This window comes from Micromonospora saelicesensis (genome assembly GCF_900091575.1).
GTDB classification, from domain to species: Bacteria; Actinomycetota; Actinomycetes; order Mycobacteriales; family Micromonosporaceae; genus Micromonospora; species Micromonospora saelicesensis.
In genome coordinates this window covers 355394-375455 of sequence record NZ_FMCR01000002.1, presented here as the reverse complement: position 1 = coordinate 375455, position 20062 = coordinate 355394, and the positions used below count along the sequence as shown (strand labels likewise).

Annotated in this window: 16 protein-coding genes; 7 read left to right on the top strand and 9 right to left on the bottom strand. The window is 71.5% G+C overall.

Going from position 1 to position 20062, the window contains the following annotated elements; all coding sequences use genetic code 11:
• Nucleotides 1–56: 56 nt before the first annotated feature.
• The 3 genes from GA0070561_RS09680 (at nt 57) to GA0070561_RS09670 (ending at nt 4350) form a co-directional block, all read left to right on the top strand.
• Complete coding sequence (locus GA0070561_RS09680; RefSeq protein ID WP_141710341.1) at nt 57–3146, top strand: NACHT domain-containing protein; 3090 nt, start codon at nt 57–59, stop codon at nt 3144–3146.
• Between the two features lie 183 nt (nt 3147–3329).
• Nucleotides 3330–3587 carry a hypothetical protein gene (locus tag GA0070561_RS09675; protein WP_091398562.1) on the top strand — a complete coding sequence of 86 codons (258 nt, stop codon included), beginning with the start codon at nt 3330–3332 and terminating at the stop codon, nt 3585–3587.
• 193 nt (nt 3588–3780) lie between these two features.
• Nucleotides 3781–4350, top strand: a complete 570-nt coding sequence (locus tag GA0070561_RS09670; RefSeq protein ID WP_244166134.1) for a carboxymuconolactone decarboxylase family protein — start codon at nt 3781–3783, stop codon at nt 4348–4350.
• Here GA0070561_RS09670 and GA0070561_RS09665 read toward each other — a convergent pair.
• A complete protein-coding gene (locus tag GA0070561_RS09665) occupies nt 4347–5150 on the bottom strand; it encodes a hypothetical protein (RefSeq protein WP_141710340.1) in 804 nt (267 codons plus the stop codon). The genes GA0070561_RS09670 and GA0070561_RS09665 overlap by 4 nt on opposite strands.
• Before the next feature lie 245 nt (nt 5151–5395).
• On the opposite strand from GA0070561_RS09665, the gene GA0070561_RS09660 reads away from it, so the two are divergent.
• Both GA0070561_RS09660 and GA0070561_RS09655 read left to right on the top strand, forming a co-directional pair.
• Nucleotides 5396–5845 (top strand): ribonuclease domain-containing protein, encoded by a 450-nt coding sequence (locus tag GA0070561_RS09660; protein ID WP_244166133.1) that lies wholly within the window; start codon nt 5396–5398, stop codon nt 5843–5845.
• 107 nt (nt 5846–5952) lie between these two features.
• Nucleotides 5953–6318, top strand: a complete 366-nt coding sequence (locus GA0070561_RS09655; protein ID WP_091398557.1) for a barstar family protein — start codon at nt 5953–5955, stop codon at nt 6316–6318.
• Between the two features lie 237 nt (nt 6319–6555).
• On the opposite strand, the gene GA0070561_RS09650 is transcribed toward GA0070561_RS09655, so the two are convergent.
• The 8 genes from GA0070561_RS09650 to GA0070561_RS09615 form a co-directional block, all read right to left on the bottom strand.
• On the bottom strand, nt 6556–8049 hold the full coding sequence (locus GA0070561_RS09650) for an FAD-binding oxidoreductase (RefSeq protein WP_091398554.1): 1494 nt from the start codon (nt 8047–8049) through the stop codon (nt 6556–6558).
• A 150-nt stretch (nt 8050–8199) separates the two neighbouring features.
• On the bottom strand, nt 8200–8925 hold the full coding sequence (locus tag GA0070561_RS09645; RefSeq protein WP_091398550.1) for an HD domain-containing protein: 726 nt from the start codon (nt 8923–8925) through the stop codon (nt 8200–8202).
• A gap of 82 nt (nt 8926–9007) precedes the next feature.
• A complete protein-coding gene (locus GA0070561_RS09640; protein WP_091398546.1) occupies nt 9008–10363 on the bottom strand; it encodes a pectate lyase family protein in 1356 nt (451 codons plus the stop codon).
• A 53-nt stretch (nt 10364–10416) separates the two neighbouring features.
• Entirely contained in the window at nt 10417–11631 is a 1215-nt protein-coding gene (locus tag GA0070561_RS09635) for a Gfo/Idh/MocA family protein (protein WP_244166132.1), read from the bottom strand.
• Complete coding sequence (locus tag GA0070561_RS09630; RefSeq protein ID WP_091398542.1) at nt 11621–13111, bottom strand: mannitol dehydrogenase family protein; 1491 nt, start codon at nt 13109–13111, stop codon at nt 11621–11623. Before GA0070561_RS09630 ends, GA0070561_RS09635 begins: the two co-directional genes overlap by 11 nt.
• Entirely contained in the window at nt 13102–14406 is a 1305-nt protein-coding gene (locus GA0070561_RS09625; RefSeq protein ID WP_091398538.1) for an enolase C-terminal domain-like protein, read from the bottom strand. Before GA0070561_RS09625 ends, GA0070561_RS09630 begins: the two co-directional genes overlap by 10 nt.
• Nucleotides 14403–15836, bottom strand: a complete 1434-nt coding sequence (gene uxaC / locus GA0070561_RS09620; protein WP_091398534.1) for a glucuronate isomerase — start codon at nt 15834–15836, stop codon at nt 14403–14405. The genes GA0070561_RS09625 and uxaC overlap by 4 nt, the downstream gene beginning before the upstream one ends.
• Nucleotides 15837–15861: 25 nt before the next feature.
• The gene (locus GA0070561_RS09615; protein ID WP_091398531.1) at nt 15862–17190 is read right to left on the bottom strand and encodes a Gfo/Idh/MocA family protein; all 1329 of its coding nucleotides are present in this window, start codon (nt 17188–17190) and stop codon (nt 15862–15864) included.
• 236 nt (nt 17191–17426) lie between these two features.
• Here GA0070561_RS09615 and GA0070561_RS09610 point away from each other — a divergent pair, with 236 nt between their 5' ends.
• Together GA0070561_RS09610 and GA0070561_RS09605 are read left to right on the top strand one after the other, a co-directional pair.
• Nucleotides 17427–18557 carry a LacI family DNA-binding transcriptional regulator gene (locus tag GA0070561_RS09610; RefSeq protein ID WP_091400107.1) on the top strand — a complete coding sequence of 377 codons (1131 nt, stop codon included), beginning with the start codon at nt 17427–17429 and terminating at the stop codon, nt 18555–18557.
• A gap of 19 nt (nt 18558–18576) precedes the next feature.
• Nucleotides 18577–19926 carry an ABC transporter substrate-binding protein gene (locus GA0070561_RS09605; RefSeq protein ID WP_091398527.1) on the top strand — a complete coding sequence of 450 codons (1350 nt, stop codon included), beginning with the start codon at nt 18577–18579 and terminating at the stop codon, nt 19924–19926.
• Nucleotides 19927–20062 lie beyond the last annotated feature (136 nt).

Sequence of the window (20062 nt, the reverse complement as noted above, 5' to 3'; positions counted from 1 at the left end):
CGGGGCCCGAAGCGGGCGGGGTGTCCTGGCGGGCGCGGGTCGACCACAATCGTGCGGTGCGGCGTCGCGGGTGGAAGTGGGGATCGCTGGGCGTCGTGGCCGCGCTGGCGGCGGGCGGCACGGCGTGGGTGTGGCTCCGGTACGACTTCGAGAAGGTCAACTGGACCTGGGGCGTCGTCGCCGGGGTCATCGCCGTCTACGTCCCGCTGGACCAGCTCTTTCGCACCGAATCGACGGGTCTCGCCGAGGCGGCCGCCCACCGACGCGCCGCCGCCGACGAGCTCGTGGAGCTGATTCGACGCGATCCGACCGACGAGGCGCTGTTGCGTACCGTCGACGAACCTTACCCGCTGCCGGTGCGGTGGCGCACCGCTCCCGACCGGTTCCTCCCCTCCTGGCGGGCCATCGGCCGATCCAGCTCCGCCGTCCCGGTGGACCTCGCCGGTGGCAACGGGACACTGTGGAGCTGCTACCGGCGCGTGCCCTCTGGGCGGCTGCTGTTGCTGGGACCGGCCGGCTCCGGCAAGTCGATCCTCGCGCTGCGGATGGCCCGGGAGTTGCCCGTGCACCGCGAGCCGGACACCCCGGTGCCCGTATTGGTCCCCGCTGACTCCTGGGATCCCGATCAGGAGGGTTTCCACGACTGGTTGGTCGACCGGATCGGGCGGCGCTACCCGCAGCTCGCGGCCGGTCACCCGCGCCGCGATGCCGTGCTGCGCGACCTCATCGAGACCGACCTGGTGGTGCCAGTCCTCGATGGACTGGACGAGGTACCCGAAGACCGGCTGATCGCCTGCCTCGACGAACTCAACGCACTGCCGACCCAGCGTTTCGTCCTCACCTGCCGGACCTCGGTCTACGAGCGTTACCTGACCCAGGGGGAGAAGCTACGCGGCGCCGCTGTGGTCATGCTCGGACCGCCGGCGCCCGCAGAGGTCGCCGACTACCTGGTGGACGCGGCCCCGCTGCATCAGGTCGACAACTGGACCTCCGTCGCCACCACCCTCGGGGACGCCCCGCAGCTGACCGCCGCCCTCTCCACCCCGCTGATGGTGGCGATGGCCCGCAGCGCCTTCGACCAGCCGGGCACCGATCCCCGGGACCTCGTGCCCCTGGCTCGCGAGCGGGGCCAACGCTCCGTAGAGGACGATCTGCTGACCAGGGCGGTGGATGCCGCGCTGCGGTCCCGCCGCGGTTCCCAGGGGCTACGGCGCTGGGAACCCGAGACCGCCCGGCGCTACCTGGCCTTCCTCGCCGCGCACATGGAGTCGCTCGACGTCCGGGAGTTCCGCTGGTGGCAGTTGGCGAACGCGCAGCCTGGCCCGTTCTGGGCGCTCGTCGCCGGTGCGCGTACCGCGGTGGCGGTGTGGCTGACGCTGACCCTCTCCGCGGACGCCCTCACGGCGACGGCGGAGCTGGTGACCCACCCACCGACCCGGAATCTCCTCGACGCGCTGGTCCGCGAGACGGACGCCCTGGCGATCACGGCCTTCCTGCTGGCCTCCGTCGTGGCGCTGATCCGCGGCTCGGGTCGGGCCGGTCGAGAACGACCCCGCCGGGTGGCGTTCGTCGGTGGGCGCCGGGCGTTTCGCGTCGGGCTGCCCGGCGCGCTGCTCGGCGGGGCTTTCCTGGGACTGTCCACGTTCAGCTTCCTCACCGCCTTTGCGCCCACTCCGCAACTGGTAGCGCTGCTGGACCGCGTGCCGGGGCTGCCACCGTGGCCCGACCCGGCCCGGGCCGCCGTCATGGTCGGTCTGGTGAGTTGGGCGTACCAAGCGGTCCTGGCCGGACTGCGGGTGGACGTCGCCGCGCCCGCCGCCGAACTCGGTGCGACCAGCGTTGTCGAAACCCTGGAAGCGGACCGCGCCGCCAGCGTGGCCTCCGCGCTGGCCAGCGCCGCCACCGGCGTCATCCGGCTGCTCCTCGTCATCGCGGCGCTGCGTCTCACCGGGGTGCTGTCCGCCGTACCGCCGCTGCCGGCGCTGGTCTGGGCCGGGGTGGGGCTCGGGCTGGGCTGGTGGCTGCACCGGCGCGGGGGCGGGGCGTGGCTGCGCTTCGCCCTCACCCGCGCAGCCCTCGCCCTCCGTGGCCGCACACCGCACCGACTGCTCGCCTTCCTGGCGTACGCCGAGACCGTCGGCCTGCTACGCGACGGCGCGGGGGCCTACCGGTTCCGGCACGGCCGCCTGCAGAGCCGACTCGCCGGCGGGTCGGTGAGCGCGCGACGGGGGAGCCGGCTGCGTGAGGAGTTCGGAGTCGAGCTTGCCCGCGCCGGTTACTGGCCGGAGGCGCTGGGCGTCTTCGCTGACGTCACGCAGGCACGGGCCGCGAGCATCGGGCACGCCGACGACCTCACCATGGCGGCGCTGCGCCGGGCGCTGCTGGCCGGGGCGGCAGCGGGCGAGTGGACCCGGCTGGCGAGCCTGCTGGCGCTCATCCCACCACCCACCGAGCCGACGCCGTCGGCGGTGCAGCGGCAGCGGCTCGCCCGGCTGATCGCGGAAGACGCGCCGGTGACACAACTGCTCGTCGCGGCGGAGGAGCTGAGCCAGGCGGCCAACGGCATCACATCGGAGTCCGCCTCCGCGACCCGCCCGGCCGCTCCTGGAGTGCAGGAGTTCCTGGCCGTCCTGCACCACCTGAGCGGGGACGAGGAAGCCGCACGCAGCCGCTTGGACCTGATACGTACGGCTGCCAGCCAGGACCTCGGTGAGCCGGCACCCATCGGTGCGGGACTACTCGCCGGTTTGCTCGTCGACGACGGTGAACCCGCCACGGCCCTGGTCGTCTGCCACCAGGAACTGCTCCTCGCCGATCAACCGCCCGACCGGGTCGACCTGCTGCTCCTCGCCGAGACGTGGCGCTGGTCGGTCGAGGTGATGCGACGCGACACCGACGAACAGGCCGAACTGCGTCGCCGTATCCGAGCGGTGCTGGCTGGGCGGCGCGAGCACCCACGGCGGATCGAGCTGGGCCGACGCGAGCTGGCCGAACTGGGCCTCCAGCTGTGCCACGCCGTGATCGAGCACCAGACGTTGGGTCCGCTCGCGGTCGCGGCGTCCCGACGGCTGGTCGCCGTCCTCACCGAGCCGGCCATCGTGGTGCAGACCGTCAACCGCAGCGCCCCGATGTGGCACGGCGGCTGACGCGTGTTCAGGGGAGATGCCCATTCGATGGAGATCGCTGGCGGATCGTCGCGGTAGCGCCGCCCGTTGTCGGGAGCCGAACCGCACGTCCCCATGCAAGCCTTTAGTTTCACGAACTTCGATGTCCCGGTCTCGGTTCAACGCGGAGCCGCCATGCGCCGTGGACGGTGATGAGGAGGCTTCATGCGCGGACGCAGATGGGCGACCCTGGTGACGGCGGCGGCGCTGGCACTGGGCGGGTTGGTCGGGTTCAGCGCCACTCCGGCTGCGGCGGATCCGCCGGGCGGCACGCTGCGCAACGTCTACTCCGACGGCCAGTTCTGCAACAGCTACGGCAGTGAGGGTGTTCAGACCGGTCTCTGGAGCTGGTACTACTGCGAGTACCGCCAGTACGGCCCCAACGCCCCCGGCTTCTACTTCCTCTGGACCTTCACCTACTAGCGCGCACCTGCTCGGACGGGCGCTCCCGAACCCGATTGGCCGCCGCCGGGTCGACCGGACCGGCGGCGGTCATCCGCCATGGGACAGGTGGCTACGCAGCTGATCCGTCGGTGCGGGCGCGCACGGCCGATTTCCTGACAGCGTCCGCAGTGCCAACGGCGTACCGTCCGGGTCGAGCATGGGGAGGAGTCGGATGAGTTTCCTGCAGCAGGCAGCGCAGTCGCTGGACACCGAGCGGATGTTCGATGCCGACACGAAGGCGATGGGCTACCTGCCCAACTACACCAGATTGTTCGCCCAGAGCCCGGCGGTGTACCTGGCATGGCAGCAGCTCAACGGTGCGGTGAAGGCCGGGATGGAGCTGCGCCGCTATGAGTTGGCGACCCTCGCCGCGGCCCGGGCACTGAAATCCTCCTACTGCGGCCTGGCGCATGGAAAGGTCCTACGCGACAAGTTCTTCGACGCGCCAACCGTCGCCGCCATCGCGTCAGACCATGGCGGCGCCGGTCTCTCCGAGCAGGAGGTCGCAGTCGTCGACTTCGCCGGAAAGGTCGCGGCCGATGCGAACTCCGTCACCGAGGCCGACGTCGCCGGCCTGCGTGACCACGGTCTCGATGACACGGATATCTTCCACGTGATCCTCGCCGTTGGCGCCAGATGCTTTTTCAGCACCGTCCTCAGCGCTGCCGGGGCCGAGCCCGATCCGCAGTACAACGAGAGCCTCGACGTGGATCTGCGGCAGGCGCTGAGCTTCGGCGGTTAGACGTTCGGGGGAACTCGGGGCGAGGGTGCCGACTCTGGTGAGGGGTTGGCGTGGCGGTGGAGGAGTTCGGCTATCCATCGTGCGGCTTCTCTTTGCGCGCTGAGCATGTGGTCGCGGGCGTCGGCCAGGTCGTGGTCGTCCGCGTGATCATCCAGGATCGTCGCCCACTGGCGGCTGAGCTCCTCGGCGTACCGGGCCTTTCGGATCTGCTCGTCGAACTGGTATTCCAGCTTGACCAGGCGGTCGACGTGCGGCTGGAGCGCGGGCAGGATCCGCTCGTCGAGTCGTACGGCGGCGTCGGGGCGGCAGGTGAGGGTGATGTCGCCCCGTTGGTAGTGCCACAGGGGATCCTCGGCGAGCGCCCGCTGCAACGCCACCTCCAGGTCTCCGGCCCGGTGTGGGGGCAGGTCCCGGGCGGCGTCGGCGGCCAGCCGGGTCAGCCGCTGGATCGCGTTCGGTTGGAAGTACTGGACGTACCAGCTCAGCACCTCGGACCGCAGGCTCGCGGCTGACGACCAGGCGAACGTGGCGCGGATGTGGAACGAGTACACGTATCCGCGTGCCGGGACCGCGATCAGCCGGGGTGCGTCGCGTTGTTCGACGAGTGGACCGGACGGCGACGGCGCGGCAGCGGAGCCGACGGGCGCCTCGTCCTGGAGCGCGGCGACCAGCCGATCCCAGCTACGTGCCCACCACCGCCAGCCGCGCACACCGGCGTCGCGGGCGACGGTCAACCCTCGTACGCCCCGGTGCCGCCACTGGTCCGCGGGCCTCGGCCTCCCGTCGGGGGCGTCCGTCATTGCACCCCTCCACGGTCACGGATCCGCGTTTCACGCTAACAACCGGTGACCGATTTGCCCGCCGCCACGCCGTCACCGAGCAGACGGCATATCGACACCAACCAGACCGATGATCAGTCGGCGTTAACCGAGCATTGTGGAGCAGTTGGGGTGCGGAGGGGTGTTGCCGTCGACCGGCAGCGGTGAGACTGGGTTCGGTCCGACAACCATGCGGATCGATGGATTGGATGGTCTGGAGGCAGCCTGTGTCCACCCTCGTGTCCCCGCTGGCCACGCTCGGCGCGATCCGCCGGCGTACCACCACCCTCGCCCTGCTCCTCGCCATGGTCGCCGCCGCGCTGGTCGGCCCGTCCGTGGTCTCCCCTCGGTTGACCGACCCGGCCTCGGCGGCGGTCTACAGCTCCTGCACCATGAGCCGCTGCGCGGACGCCCGCACCGCCCGTTCGGGCTGGTCCGCGAAGGGGTTCCCGACCAGTCGAGGCTGGTACTCCTGGAGCGGCGGGAAGTCCAACTTCGCCGGCGGCCAGTTCTACAACTACGAGGGTCAACTGCCCACCAACGCCACCTACTACGAGTACGACGTCTACCCGCGCACCCAGGGCGCCGCCCGGGACGCGTACCGGATCGTGGTGAACCGCAGCACCGGGGTCACCTGGTTCTCGCCCAACCACTACACCGACTTCTACCGACTCTGACCGACCTGGGGGCCGGCCTGCCTCGGTCGGCCGGCCCCCGCTGCGGCGTCGTCCCGGTCGGATGTCGCCCGGTCAGATGTCGTACCGGTCAGATCAGGAGGAACGTGATGGTCGACGAGCACGCGGGTCGGGTGCCCGACTGGCTGATCGTCTGCCGCGACGGCGGCCTCGACGTGCCCGGCGCGGTGGTGCTGGCCGGAGCGACGACGCGAACAAGGGCCGGGCTCTTCGCTACGCTCGCCGCCGTGCTGGCCCTGCCGGAGTACCTGGGGGAGACCTGGGACGCCCTCTCCGACGTGCTCCGGGACCGGCTCGACGCCGGTCCGCTCACCCTGCTGATCACCGACGCCGGCCAACTGCTCGCCGACGAGCCGTCCGATCAGCGCGGTCTGCTGCTCGCCGTGCTCGGCGACCTCGCCACCAGCGCCCCGCACCTGCTGCGCGTCGTCCTCAACGAGACCGCGCCGTCCTGACCGGTGGGTCGAGCCCCGCAGTCGGCGGCGGTGGGGACCGCATCTCACAGTGGGTGACGGCAGCCGAGGGCAGTTTCTTCGACGAGCGGTATACCTCAGAGGTATGAATATGACTCTGAGGTATACCGCACTCACGAGTGACACGCCTCCCGCGCCGAGTTGCGCCTCCCTCCCGGACGCGAGGTTGGTTGGTCCGGCGGTGCGGGTCGGTGTCACCCGCACCGCCGGTCATCCGGGTCAGTGCGTCGCGGGCGGGATGCTCTGCTCGTACTGGAAGACGTTGTGCGGGTCGTACTTCGCCTTGATCTTGCGCAGCCGAGGGAAGTTGTGCCCCCAGTAGGCCTTCTCCCACTCGGCCATGCCGATGTTCGGCACGTTGACGTAGGCGCCGTCCACGTAGGGCCGCAGCGCCTGGCTGAACTCGGCGATCCAGGTCTGGGCGATCGGGGTCACGGCGTCGTCGCTGTCGGGTTCGCCGCGAGTGCCCCAGCCGACGCCGGGCTCCGAGTAGAAGAGCGCGTCGCGGTGCGGGAAGGCCGCGCCACCGAAGGGCTCCTGCCGTTGCGCCCCGCGGCCGAAGGCCTGGGTGAAGAAGTTGCTGTCGGGCGAGGGCGACTTCTCCATGAACTCACGGACGATGCTGACCGCCTTCTCCGGGAACGGCTCGCGGGTGAACTGGGAGAAGAACTTCCATTTCGCCGGCTCGTCCTCGTTCGGGATCTGGAAGCCGGCGTAGACGTCGCCCCAGCCACCGATCTGCACGGTGACCGTGGGGTTGCCGATCGACAGGATCGGCGCCAGCAGCTTCCTGGCCTCTGCCTCGGACCCCTCGGCGAGCACCGCGAACAGCAGGATCTCATCCGGGTGGACCTCGACCTGGCTGCCGAGGCGGGGGTCGGTGAAGGGCGCGACGCGCTGCCAGGCGTCGAAGACCTCGTGCAGGTCGCCGAGGCCGGGCCAGGTCACCTGAAGGTAGGCGACGCTCGTGAGCGGAGCGACCTTGTAGGTCAGGGAGGTGACGATCCCGAAGTTGCCGTTGCCCGCTCCGCGCAGTGCCCAGAGCAGGTCCGAGTAGTTCCACGGGTCCACCTCGAGCACCTTCGCCCCGTCGGCGCCCGCCGCCACGACGATCTCCGCGCCGATCAGGTTGTCGCAGGCCATCCCGAGGTAGCGGGTGAGGAAGCCGAAGCCACCGCCGAGGGTGGCCCCGGAGAGGCCCACGGTCCCCTCCGTGCCCGTCGTCGCCGCGAGGTCGTGCTCGCCGAGGGCGGTCACGGCCTCCGACTGGGTGAGCCCCGCGCCGACCTTCGCAATGCGGGCGGCGGTGTCGATGTGGACGTCCTTCAGCTCGCTGACGTCGATCACGATGCCGTTGTCGACGTTCGACCAGCCTTCCAGGTTGTGCCGGCCACTGCGTACCCGCAGCGCGACGTCGTGCTGCCGCGCCCAGGTGAGCGCGTTGACCACGTCCTGGGTCTCCTGAGCGAAGACGATGACCAGCGGATAGTGCACGAACAGCTCGTCCCAGCCGAGGCTGGCCTCCGCGTAGTTGGGGCTCTGCGGGCGGACGATCCGTCCGGTCAGCTGTGCCGGGGGGAACTTCGTGTCGGAGGGCCACCCGGGACCGTCGGCCGCGACGGCCGAGCTGCCGGCGATCACGCTCGGGATAGCGACCGCTCCGGCGCCGACGGCCGTCGCCCTGAGCAGATCACGACGGGAAAGGTCACGCATGGTCCGAATCCTCTCGATTGGTGACACGCCCGAAAAGCGAACCGAGAGGGGCATTTCCTCTCATCTGGCGCAAACCAACCGTAATGCCCGAGGCTTCCCGGCAGATCTGAGAACTTGTCACGGAACCCGGTCGGGTGATCCGGGGACAGGTCAGTTCGGGGCGGGCTGGTCCAGGATGGCGCTGAACCGCTCCTCGGCGAGGTCAAGCTGGCCGAAGATGTGCCGCTTCACAGCGGGCGACAACGGGGTGTCCGGCCGGCCGATCAGGTCCCGGAACAGCGGCACCAGCGGCCGGTACTTCCGGGCCGACGAGATCACCTTCGGCCCGACCGTGTGGATCACGCCCACCCCGTTGTCGGTGAAGTCCGACACCTTGATCACCCGGGCCCAGGGCTCCCGGTCCAGACTGACCGCCAGATGCTCCCGGTACTGCGCGTTGCGGTCCCGCTCGGGGTCGTACACCGGATTGGTGACCGCGGCGACCAGGGTGGCCACCCGTGGCCCGAACCGCGCGGCGAGCGCGGCCAGCGCCGCCCCGGTCGGGTCGGTGCCCGGGTCGCCGTCGGCCAGCTCGACCGGATGGTCCTCCACCGCGTCGTGCAGCAGACCGGCGACGATCACGTCCACGTCCCGCACCTGGTAGTGGTGCATCAGCCTGATCGCCACCCGCAGCAGGTGGTTCAGGTACGGCTCGCGGACGCGTCGATCGTCGCGGTGCAGTTCGGCGGCGAGGTCGAGCGCGGCGGTCAACCGCGCCCGGGCGGCGTCGTCGAACTGCTGGACCTCCAACCGGAAACGTTCCAGCAGGCCCGGTTCGCCGTGGATCTCGGTGATCGCGTGCATCGGCATGCTGCCCAGGTGCGGCGGGAAGTCCATGCGTCACTTATAGCCGATCTTCACCACATCGATGAGCCCGTACGTCGCCGACCCGACCGCGAGTCGCGGGCGCGGCGAGCCGTCAGATCGGCAGCCGATCGGCGCCGGCGAGCGGGCCCACCAGGAGGGGGACCAGCGGCGCCGGCAGCACGGGGTCGCGGCGCAGGGTGGGCGTCCAGCCCGCGTCCGAGGCCAGGTCGGGGTCATGGGTCGCGTTGTACGCCGCCAGCAGGTCGACCGGTCGGGCCGCGCCGCCGCCCTGGCGGACCCAGGAGCCTCGCTCGGTCAACGCGGTGCCGCCCCAGTCGTAGAGCAGGTCCGCCGGGTCGACGGCCGCGTCCAGTGTGAAGAAGTTGTTCTGCGCGTAGATCGCCGACTGGACACCGACGCCGAGCGCGTACTGGAAGTCGTCCCCACCGAGTCGGTAGTGGTTGTTGTAGACGTCGACCTGACCGAAACGCACCCGGGGCAGCCGTTGCAGGACGCCGTCGAAGAGGTTGTGGTGCACTGTGACCCTCAGCCGGCCCACGTCCGGGCCGACGGTGTTGGACGAGCCGATCAACATCAGCTTGTCCCGACCGGTGAAGCGGTTCCAGGAGGCGGTGACCAGGCTGGCGGTGTGTGTGACGTCCAGCGACCCGTCGTGCACCTGGTACGGCCGACCGAAGTACACCGGCTGGGCGCTGTCCGGGTTGTCGCCGTCGGTGAAGGTGTTGTGGTCGACCCAGACGTTCTCGCTGCGGCGTACCGAGATCTGGTCGTACTGGCTGTTCCAGTTGCCTGCCTCGCCGTCGGTCGGCGACCAGGCGGGGAAGCAGTCCCGGGCGTCGACGAGGGTCAGATTGCGGACGATGACGTTCGACGCCCGGTCGATCATGAGCGTGAGGCCGGTCAGTCGAGCGCCGCGCAGCCCGACGATCGTGGTGTTCGGCCCGACGTTGATCTGGGTCTGCCGGGTCTGGTTGGTCACCGAGCGCACCCGAGCATCCTCCAGCGGCCCGCTCGGTGGCACCCGTCCCCACACCGCCGGGTCGTACGCGGCCAGGTAGGCGTCCAACCGGTAGGCCGGGTCGGCCAGGTCGGCGCAGCTCAGCGGCGTGCCGCCGGGTCCTTCGAAGCCATCGATGGCACCGTCGACGTAGATGAGCTTCGGGGTGGCGTCGGCGGCGTTGCCGGCGTTGTCGCCGCCCAGCGCGGCGACCAGCTCCGCCCGGTCGTGGACCACCCGGGTCCGCTCCGGGGTGGCCGCCGAGCCGCCGGTGGTGCCGGGGCCGTCGGCCGCCCAACCGTCCCGCTCGGGCAGCGTCTGCCGGCCGAGGTGGTCGGCCAACCAGGAGAGCCGGTCGGCGGACGGGACGTCCGGACGGGCAGCGGCGGCGGCCGGGGCGGCGCCGAGAAGAAGGGCGACCACTGTGGCGCCGCCGAGGATTCTGCGCATCGACTCACTCCATTCGTTGGTGGTGGAGGTCCGTCCCAGGTAGGTGTCTGCCGCTATCCGGCCAGCTCGGCGCGGTACGCGCCGGACGCCCACGGCACCCCCAGTTCGCTCGGCAGCGCCCCCCGCTCGGCCGACCGGCGCAACACGTCGACGACGCCCCGCAGGTGGCGGACCCGCTCCCCGCCCTCGCCCAGGGTGGTCACCAGCTCGCCGTCGAGCAGCCGGGGCTCCGGCGCGGGCCGCAACGCGTCCAGCAGCGCGGTGAACGGTGCGGTACGGGCCAGCGGTGCGATCAGTGGCACGCCCACCGGGTCGACCCGGTGGGCGAGCAGGTTCTCCAGCAGCCCCAGCCGCCCCGGCACCCGGCGGGTCACCACGTCCCCGGGCAGGCGCAACCGGTCGGTCGGGTACTCCAGCACCGCCTGCCCCGTCGTACCGGTCACCACCACCTCGCCCGCCACGAACTCCTCGGCGGCCAGGGTCACCGCCACCAGCACCGGCGGCCCGGCGCGGAACCGGACCCGCAGCACGGCGGTGTCCTCCACCTCGATCGGCCGGACCCGGTAGCGTTCCACCTCGATCGCGACCGGCCACGGCGTCGCCCCGGCGAGCGCCTCGGCGATCGCCAGGCACTGCATCACCGCGTGCGCGAGCGGGTTGGCGAGCGCGCCGTCCAGCACCGGTCGGCCGTCCACACTCCGTCGACCGGCCCAGGGGGAGCGGGCGTAGTAGGCGTCCGGCCGTTGCCAGGCGGCGATGGTGGAGATGCCGGTGACAGTGCCCAGCCGGCCGGCGGCCAGCGCGTCGGTCAGCGCGGTGAGGGCCGCCGAGCCGAGCGCCTGGAAGCCGACCTGGGCCACCCGGCCGGCGGCGGTGAGGGCCCAGGTCAACTCCTCGTGCTCGGCCAACGACAGCACCGGCGGCTTCTCCAGCAGCAGGTCCGCGCCGGTGGCCAGGGCGTCGCGGGCGATCGCCAGGTGGGTGTGCGGCGGCGTGCAGATCACCACCACCTCCGGGCGGGTGGCGGCGAGCATCGCCCGATGGTCGGTGAACACCGCCACCCCGGGCGGCACCGGGGCGGCCGGGTCGTCCTCCACCGGCCGGACGTCGACCAGGGCGACCAACCGCAGCCGACCGGCGGCGTGCAGGGGCGCGATCACCCGCCGGTGCCAGCGGCCGTGCCCGTTCGCCCCGATCACCGCCACCCGGGGCGGCGGGGTTGTCCCGTTCACCGCCGACCGGTCCGGGTCGACCCGGTCACCGGGCACCGGCCAGGGTGGCCTCGACGCCGTGCCGTTCCAACGCGGTGAGCCAGGCGATCACGTCGGCGCGGACCTCGTCGTCCTCGGCCACCTCCACCGGGATGACGTCGCGCAGCGCGAAGACCGCGTCGACAGCGCCCGCCGGGCTCTGCACTCCGGCGTCCAGCGCGGCCCGGATCGGCCCGGCCAGTGGGTCCTGGAGCGGCAACGGCCGGCCGTCGTCGGCGTACCCCAGCGCGAAGCGCAACCAGGACGCCACGACCAGAGCGCCCCAGCGCGCGGACCGCCCGGTCGCGCGCAGGTCGGCGATGGTGTGCAGGACGCGCTGCGGCAGCTTCTGGGAGCCGTCGATCGCCACCTGGAGGGTGCGGTGGTGGATCGCCGGGTTACCGAAACGGGCGAGGGCCTGCTCGCCGTAGTCGACCACCCGCACCCCGTCCGGTGGGGTGAAGCTGGCCGCCACGTCCTCGGCGATCAGCCGGCGCAGCACCTCACGCAGGTGCGGGATCTCCAGCGCGTCGGCGATCGTCTCCCGACCGGCCAGGGCTCCGAGGTACGCGATGGCGGAGTGCACCCCGTTGAGGGCGCGCAGCTTCAACCGCTCCCACGGGCCGGCGTCGTCGGTGAGCACCGCCCCGGCGAACTCCCAGCCGGGCCGACCGCCGGGGAAATCGTCCTCGATCACCCACTGCGCGTAGGGCTCGGCGGCCACCGCGGCCAGGTCGGTCACGCCGAGCGCCCGCCGGGCCGCCTCGATCGTCTCCGGGGTGCTGGCCGGCACGATCCGGTCCACCATGGTGCCCGGGCAGGTGACGTTGCCGGCCACCCACTCGACCAGCCCGGTGGGCACCGCGTCGGCCCGGCTGACCGCCTGGTCGAGCATGCCGCGCAGTCGTCGACCGTTGGCCGGCAGGTTGTCGCAGCTCACCAGAGCCACCGGCCCGGCGTCCGCGGCGGCCCGGGCGGCCAGCCCGCGCAGCAGCAGCCCCGGCACCGTGGTCGGCGGTCCGCCGCCGGCCAGGTCCGCGGCGAGCGCCGAGTCCGGGGACAGCCGGCCGGTCACCGGGTCGAGTTGGTACGCCTTCTCGGTGACGGTCAGGGTCACCACGCGGACCGCCGGGTCGGCGAGCAGCGCCACCACGGCGTCCGGGTCGCTGGGCGCGTGCCGGACACCGCTCAGGGCGCCCACCACCCGGGTGGAGCTGCCGGCTGCGGAGAGGGCGCTGACGCTGAACAGGTTGTCCTGCGCGGCGATCGCCTCCACCACTGCGGTGCTGCGTGGGGCAACGGCCACGATGCCCCAGTCACCGCCGGCGGCGCCGACCGCCGCCTCGGTGAAGACGGCCTGGTGGGCCCGGTGGAACGCGCCCAACCCCAGGTGTACGACGCCGGTCGGCACGGTGCCCGGCCGGATCAGCGGGCGGGCCTCGGCGGGCAGCCGGCGCAGCATGCCCAGGCCGAGCCGGGAGCCGACGGTCACCGCCATGCCGGACCGCCCGGGAAGCGGAACTCGGCGATCGACGCGGGCTTCATGGTGGCGCTGTAACCGGGCCGTTCGGGCAGTAGATAGCGGCCACCTCGGGTCCGCACCGGATCGACGAAGTGTTCGTGCAGATGGTCGACGTACTCGATCATCCGACCGTCCAGACCGGTGCCCACCCGCAGGTAGTCGAAGATCGCCAGGTGCTGGACGTACTCGCAGAGGCCCACGCCGCCAGCGTGCGGGCAGACCGGCACGCCGAACTTCGCCGCCAGCAGCAGCTCGGCCAGGACCTCGTTGACGCCGCCGACCCGGCAGGCGTCGACCTGCATCACCCCGATCGCCTCGGCCTGGAGCAGCTGTTTGAAGACCACTCGGTTGGCGGCCACCTCCCCGGTGGCCACCCGGCAGCGGCCGGCGGTCAACTCGGTCACCGCGCGGGCGATCCGAGCGTGCCCGAGGATGTCGTCGGCGTGGGTGGGCTCCTCGATCCAGTACGGGTCCACCTCGGCCAGCGCCGTCATCGCGGTGATCGCCTCGTCGACGTCCCAGACCTGGTTGGCGTCCATCATCAGCAGCGCGTCCGGGCCGATCTCCTCCCGGATGATCCGGGCCCGCCGAAGATCGTCGGCGAGCGGGCCGCCGACCTTCATCTTCATCGCCCGCCAGCCGTCGGCGTACGCCTGCCGGGTCAGCGCCCGCACCTTGTCGTCGGGGTAGCCGAGCCACCCGACCGAGGTGGTGTACGACGGGAAACCGTCACGTTCGAGGGTGGCCAACCGGTCGGCCAGCCCGTCGCGCCCCTTGTCGAGGATGGCGGCCGCCTCGTCGGGGGTGAGCGCGTCGGTGATGTGCTTGAAGTCGACGCTGGCCACGAGATCGTCGGTCGGCAGGTCGGCGAGGAAGCGCCACATCGGCTTGCCGGCCACTGTGGCCCGCAGGTCCCACACCGCGTTGACCAGCGCGCCGGTCGCCATGTGGATGACGCCCTTCTCCGGGCCCAACCAGCGCAGCTGCACGTCGGCGCTGAGCGAGCGCCAGAACGCCACCGGCTCGGCCGTGATCTCCTCGATGGTGCGCCCCTGGACGTGGTGGGCCAGGGCGCGCACCGCCGCGCAGGTGATCTCGTTGCCCCGGCCGTTGGTGAAGGTGAACCCGGCGCCGGTCGGGCCGGCGTCGGTGCCCAGCTCCACGTACGTCGCCGAGTAGTCACCCCGGTTGATCGCGTCGGAGCCGTCGCCCCGGGCGGCGGTGGGGAACCGCACGTCGTGCACCTCGACGGAGGTGATGGTGACGGTCATTGAGCCTGTCCTCCGAAGTTGAAGACCCGCTTGGGCAGCCGGTACGCCAGGTCGACGATGGTCTCGGCGGCCTCGTCCATCGGCAGCCGGTGCTCGGCGACGAGCCGGGCCAGGAAGCCGGCGTCCACCCGGCGGGCCACGTCGTGGCGTACCGGGATGGAGCAGAACGCCCGGGTGTCGTCGACGAACCCGGTGGTGTTGTAGAAGCCGGCGCTCTCGGTCACCGTCTCCCGGAACCGGCGCAGCACCTCCGGGGAGTCCAGGAACCACCAGGGCGCGCCGAGCAGCAGCGCGGCGTACCCGCCCGCGAGGGGTGCCAACTCGCGGGTGAAGGTGTCCTCGTCGAGGGTGTAGAGCACCAGTCGCAGCCGGGGGTCGTTGCCGTAGCGCTCCAGCAGCGGGGCGAGCGCGTGCACGTACTCGGTGGCCTGCGGGATGTCGCCGCCGACGTCGCGGCCGTGCCGGGCGTGCAGCCACCGGTTGTGGTTGCGCACCGCGCCGGGGTGCAGCTGCATGACCAGGCCGTCGTCGAGCGACATCCGGGCGAACTCCATGAGCATGTGCGCCCGGAACGCCTCCGCGTCGGCGGCGTCGGCCTCGCCGCGCCGGCCCCGGTCGTAGAGCCGCTCGGCCTCGGCCGGGGTCAGGTCCAGGGTGCGCGCGGTGGGGTGGCCGTGGTCGGAGGAGGTGGCGCCGGCGGCGATGAACGCGGCGCGTCGGGCCCGCAGCGCGGCCAGGTAGCCGGCGTACGTGCCGGTGTCCTCACCGGCCCGGTCGCCGAGACGGTCCACGTTGGTCGACCAGCCCTCGAACTCCATGTCCACCACGTCGTCCGGGCGGAACGTGGTGACCACCCGGCCGCCCGGCCCGCCCCACCCGTCGGCGGCGAGCTTGGCGTGTTGCGCGAGGTCGTCCAGCGGCGACTCGGTGGTGGCGAGGACCTCGATGTTGAACCGCTCGAACAGCGCCCGCGGCCGGAAGTCCGGCTCGGCGAGCCGGGCCGCGATCTCGTCGTAGACGGTGTCGGCGGTGCTCGGGTGAAGCGGCGTGTGCACCCCGAACACGGTGCGGAAGGTCTGCTCCAGCCAGAGTCGCGACGGGGTGCCCCGGAACAGGTGCCAGTGCGCGGCGAAGCGTTGCCAGATCACCCGGCCGTCGGTCTCCACCGGGCTGCCGTCGCGGGTGGGCACCCCCAGATCCGCTGGGGGTACGCCCTGACTGAGCAGCATCCGGGTCAGGTAGTGGTCGGGCACGATGAGCAGCTGCGCCGGGTCCGGGAAGGGTCGGTCCTCGGCGAGCAGGGCCGGGTCGACGTGCCCGTGCGGCGAGATGATGGGTTGCTCCGCCGCCAGGGCGTACAGCTCCCGGGCCAGGGCGCGCTGGCCCGGCTCGGGCGGCAGGAGCAGGTCGGTGTGGTCGAACGTGGGCACGGAGTGGGGCTCCTCGTCTCCTGTGTCAGCGGGGGGTGAGCAGGTCGGCGACGCGAACGGGTTGGCCGGTCTCGAAGGACCGGTTGGCGGCCAGACCGGTGAGCAGTGCCAACGCGCCGTCGTCCGCGGTCGCGGCGCGGCCCAACGGGTCGGGTTGACCGCCGAGGAGCACCCCGGTCATCCGGGCGTCCGCGCCGCCGTGCCCGTGCCGACTGCGACCCTCCACCGGGATCTGCCGGGGCGGGGCCCAGAACGGGCGCAGGGTAAGCGTCGCACCACCGCCCTCGGCCGGCGCCTCGGCACCGTGCAGGGCGGCGCCCTTGACCGCGCCGGCGGTGCCCCGGTCGACGAAGTCGTTCTCGGCCACGTCCAGCTCCAGTCGGCCCCGGCTGCCGTTGACCATCACCCGGTAGCCCTCCCAGGGCGCGTACGCGGTGAGGTGGTAGGTCATGGTGGCGCCGGTGGAGTAGCGGGCCAGCACCGCCATGTCGTCCTCGATGCTCACCCCGGGCGCGAAGACGTTGCGGTCGCGCTGGTAGCCGTCCTCGGCCTCGGCGTCGAGGTACAGCTCGCGCAGCCGGGGGTGCGCGTCCAGCCGCAGCGCGAACGGGTCGTCGGCGGCGGCGGGGGAGCCGTACGCCCGGTCGTAGTCGCGGGCGTAGCCGTGCCGGCGACCGTCCTCTCCGTAGAAGAAGAGTCGGCCGGCCGCGTACACCTCGACGGGCGTGGCCGCCAGCCACCAGTTGACCAGGTCGAAGTGGTGGCTGGCCTTGTGCACCATCAGCCCGCCGGAGGTGGCCTTGTCGCGGTGCCAGCGGCGAAAGTAGTCGGCGCCGTGGCGGACGTCGAGCAACCACTCGAAGTGCACCGAGCCGATCTCGCCGACCGCGCCCTCGGCGAGCAGCCGGCGAACCTGTTCGTGCAGCGGGTTGTAGCGGTAGTTGAAGGCGACCGTCACCCGCCCACCGGTCTCGGTGACCGTGTCCAGGATCCGCCGGCAGCGGGTCACGTCCACTGTCATCGGTTTCTCGGTGACGACCTCCCGGCCGGCGCGCAGCGCGGCCACCACGTACTCGTCGTGGGTGACGTCCACGCTGGTGACAAGGACGACGTCGACGCGCTCCTTGTCCAGCATTGCCGCGAAGTCACCGGCCGGGTACGTGGGCACCGGGCGGTGACCCAGCTCGCCCAGCCAGCGGTTGTGCGCGTCCATCCGGGCCTGGTTGACGTCGGCGAAGGCGACCAGTTCGGTGGTGTCGGCGTGGTCGAGCACCAGCGCCCGGACGAACATCTCGGCCCGCGCGCCGGTGCCCACGACGGCGTACCGGACTCGCCCGGCGGCTCTCGGTGACATGCGGTCGCCTCCCGTGGTGCTGCAAAGGTTTGCAATGAAGTAATCACGATCGATCCGTTCGCGTCAACGACGACAGCGGGATCGGCGTCATTTGTCAGCGTTTGGGGGGTGGCTGGTGACCAAGGGGAGCGTGGGTGCAACAAAGCCGTAATCATTGACCGTTGACACTGGCGCAACCGTTTGCATTAATGGGCCACACCTGCGTGACCGCCACCACATCGGACGAAGGGGCCGCCGTGCCAGTCACCATCCGGGACGTCGCCCGGGCGTCCGGTGTGCACATCTCCACCGTGTCCCGCACCTTCTCCGCTCCACACCTGGTCAACCCGGAGACCCGGGTCCGGGTGCTGGCCTGCGCGGAGGATCTGGGCTATCGGCCGAACCGCGCCGCCCGGGCCCTGATCACCGGGCGGACGCACAACATCGGGCTGATCATCGCGGACATCGCTAACCCGTTCTTCCCGCCGCTGATCAAGGCGGCGGAGAGTCAGGCCCGGCACCGCGACTACCACGTCTTCGTGGCCGACACCAACGAGGACCCGACCGCCGAGGAAGAACTGGTCCACGCGCTGGCCAAGCAGGTGGACGGGGTGCTGCTGTGCAGCCCTCGGATGAGCAACAGCCTGATCGAGCAGCTCAGCCGCGAGGTGCCACTGGTCGTGGTGAACCGCCAGGTGACCGGCCTGCCCTGCGTGCTGATGGACGTCGGGCAGGGCGCCCGCTCGGCGATCGAGCACCTGGTCGGCCTGGGGCACCGCAGCATCGCGCTGCTCGGCGGCCCGCGCAGCTCGTGGACCAACCGGGAGATGCGCCGTGCCGCCGGCGCCGCCGCCCGAGCCGGTGGCGCGGAGCTGACCATGCTCGGTCCCAACGCGCCCACCGAGGTCGGCGGCTCCGCAGTCGCCGAGCAGGTGCGACGCAGTGGTGTGTCGGCAGTGCTCGCCTACAACGACCTGATGGCGATCGGCCTGATCGAGGGGCTGGACGCGCTCGGGGTCCGGGTGCCGCAGGAGGTGAGCGTCGTCGGGGTCGACGACATCACCCTGAGCCGGCTGACCCGCCCCAAACTGACGACGGTGGCCACACCCACCGGGGCCGCCGGCCGGACGGCCGTCGACATGCTGCTGCAACAGGACATCGAGTCACCGCGCGGTGCGCGGGGGTCCGGTTCCGGCACGGCGCTCGGCGTCCGTCGTACCACCGCACAGGTAATGCTCCAGACCGACCTGGTCATCCGCGACTCGACCGGCCCGGGCCCGTACGCCCGACCGGCACGTCCCCTGGCCGCACCACGTGGCCCGGGCCCGCATTGCCCTGCGGGCCCGGGCATCCCGACTGCGGCCACCGGTGACGCCGTCGCCTCCTAATGCCGAGGAGTGAGCGCACATGCACCCCGCAACGCCCCCCACCACTGACGCGCCCGTCGGGCGCGCCCACCGTACCCCGCTGCCTCGGCGGCGCCTGCTGCGTGGCCTGCTCGCCGTGACGGTCGCCGCACCGCTGATGTTCGGCGCCGCCGCCTGCGGAGACGACGACGGCGGCGCGGCCGACCCGAACGCCCCGGTCAAGCTCTCCATCTTCTGGTGGGGCGGCGACGCCCGGGCCAAGCTGACCGAGGACGCCCTGGCCCTCTACACCAAGAAGCACCCGAACGTGACGTTCGAGAAGACCTGGCAGGCCAACCAGGGCTACTTCGACAAGCTGGCCACGCTCACCGCCGGCGGCAACCCGCCGGACCTGTTCCAGATCGACGACAACTACCTGGCCGAGTACGCGGCCCGCAACACCACGCTGGACCTGACCTCGTACCAGAAGTCCGGAAAGCTGGACACCTCCAAGTTCCCCGAGAGCCTCTGGCAGTACGGCGTGGTCGACGGCAAGCTCGCCGGTCTGGCCGCCGGGGAGAACACCCAGGGCCTGGTCTACAACAAGACGCTGTTGACCAAGAACAACCTGCCCGAGCCGACCACCGGAATGTCGTGGGAGGAGCACATCGCCTGGGCCGAGCAGGTCACCGCCAAGACCAAGGTGCCCGGCACCCAGGACCCGAGCGCCGACTACAAGGCGTTCTGGGTCTGGCTCCGGCAGCAGGGCAAGGACCTCTACAAGGGCTCCGAGCTGGGCTTCACCGCCGAGGACGTGACCAAGTGGTTCGACCTGTGGAAGGGCGCCCGGGACCGCAAGGCCACCCCGACCGCCGACGTCATCCACGAGGGCAACTCCAGCGACATCACCAAGCAGCTGGTGGTCACCGGCAAGTCGGCCACCTCCTGGGTCTGGGCCAACCAGATGCCGGACCTGAAGAAGAACACCAAGGACGAGCTGGGCGTGATCGCCTACCCCGGTGACCCGAGCGCGCAGTGGGCCCGGGCCTCGATGTACTGGTCGGTGTTCAAGGGCAGCAAGAACAAGGACGTCGCGGTCGACGTGATCAACTTTTTGAACAACGACCAGGAGGCGGTCAAGCTGCTCGGCACCGACCGCGGTCTGCCGTCCAACCAGGATCTGCGCCGCGTGGTCAGCGACGACACCACCGACCCGGCCATGAAGCAGTCCATCGCCGTCGAGGCGGAGCTGACCCAGAAGTTCGGCAAGTCACCGCAGGTGCCGATCAAGGGACACAGCAAGGTGCGTTCCGAGCTGATCAAGGCTGCCGAGAACGCGCAGTACGGCCGGGCCACCACCGCCGAGGCCGCCGCCCAGTTCATCGAGGCGTGCAAGTCCGCCATCGCCTGACGCCGTCCAGGGTCTGTGTCGAAGTCCCTGGCCGGCCTGCGGCGGGCCCAGGCAACGACCGGCCGCGTTGGAGATTGGTCCGGATACAACACCGGTATCCGGACCAATCTCCGCCTTGCCGGACCGCCGCCTGGAC

What these genes read in the sequence shown, in the direction of transcription:
- GA0070561_RS09675 (WP_091398562.1), top strand. Translation starts at nt 3,330, where the DNA reads ATGCGCGGACGCAGATGGGCGACCCTGGTGACGGCGGCGGCGCTGGCA.
- GA0070561_RS09670 (WP_244166134.1), top strand. Translation starts at nt 3,781, where the DNA reads ATGAGTTTCCTGCAGCAGGCAGCGCAGTCGCTGGACACCGAGCGGATG.
- GA0070561_RS09665 (WP_141710340.1), bottom strand. Translation starts at nt 5,150, where the DNA reads ATGACGGACGCCCCCGACGGGAGGCCGAGGCCCGCGGACCAGTGGCGG.
- GA0070561_RS09655 (WP_091398557.1), top strand. Translation starts at nt 5,953, where the DNA reads ATGGTCGACGAGCACGCGGGTCGGGTGCCCGACTGGCTGATCGTCTGC.
- GA0070561_RS09650 (WP_091398554.1), bottom strand. Translation starts at nt 8,049, where the DNA reads ATGCGTGACCTTTCCCGTCGTGATCTGCTCAGGGCGACGGCCGTCGGC.
- GA0070561_RS09645 (WP_091398550.1), bottom strand. Translation starts at nt 8,925, where the DNA reads ATGGACTTCCCGCCGCACCTGGGCAGCATGCCGATGCACGCGATCACC.
- GA0070561_RS09640 (WP_091398546.1), bottom strand. Translation starts at nt 10,363, where the DNA reads ATGCGCAGAATCCTCGGCGGCGCCACAGTGGTCGCCCTTCTTCTCGGC.
- GA0070561_RS09630 (WP_091398542.1), bottom strand. Translation starts at nt 13,111, where the DNA reads ATGGCGGTGACCGTCGGCTCCCGGCTCGGCCTGGGCATGCTGCGCCGG.
- GA0070561_RS09625 (WP_091398538.1), bottom strand. Translation starts at nt 14,406, where the DNA reads ATGACCGTCACCATCACCTCCGTCGAGGTGCACGACGTGCGGTTCCCC.
- GA0070561_RS09615 (WP_091398531.1), bottom strand. Translation starts at nt 17,190, where the DNA reads ATGTCACCGAGAGCCGCCGGGCGAGTCCGGTACGCCGTCGTGGGCACC.
- GA0070561_RS09605 (WP_091398527.1), top strand. Translation starts at nt 18,577, where the DNA reads ATGCACCCCGCAACGCCCCCCACCACTGACGCGCCCGTCGGGCGCGCC.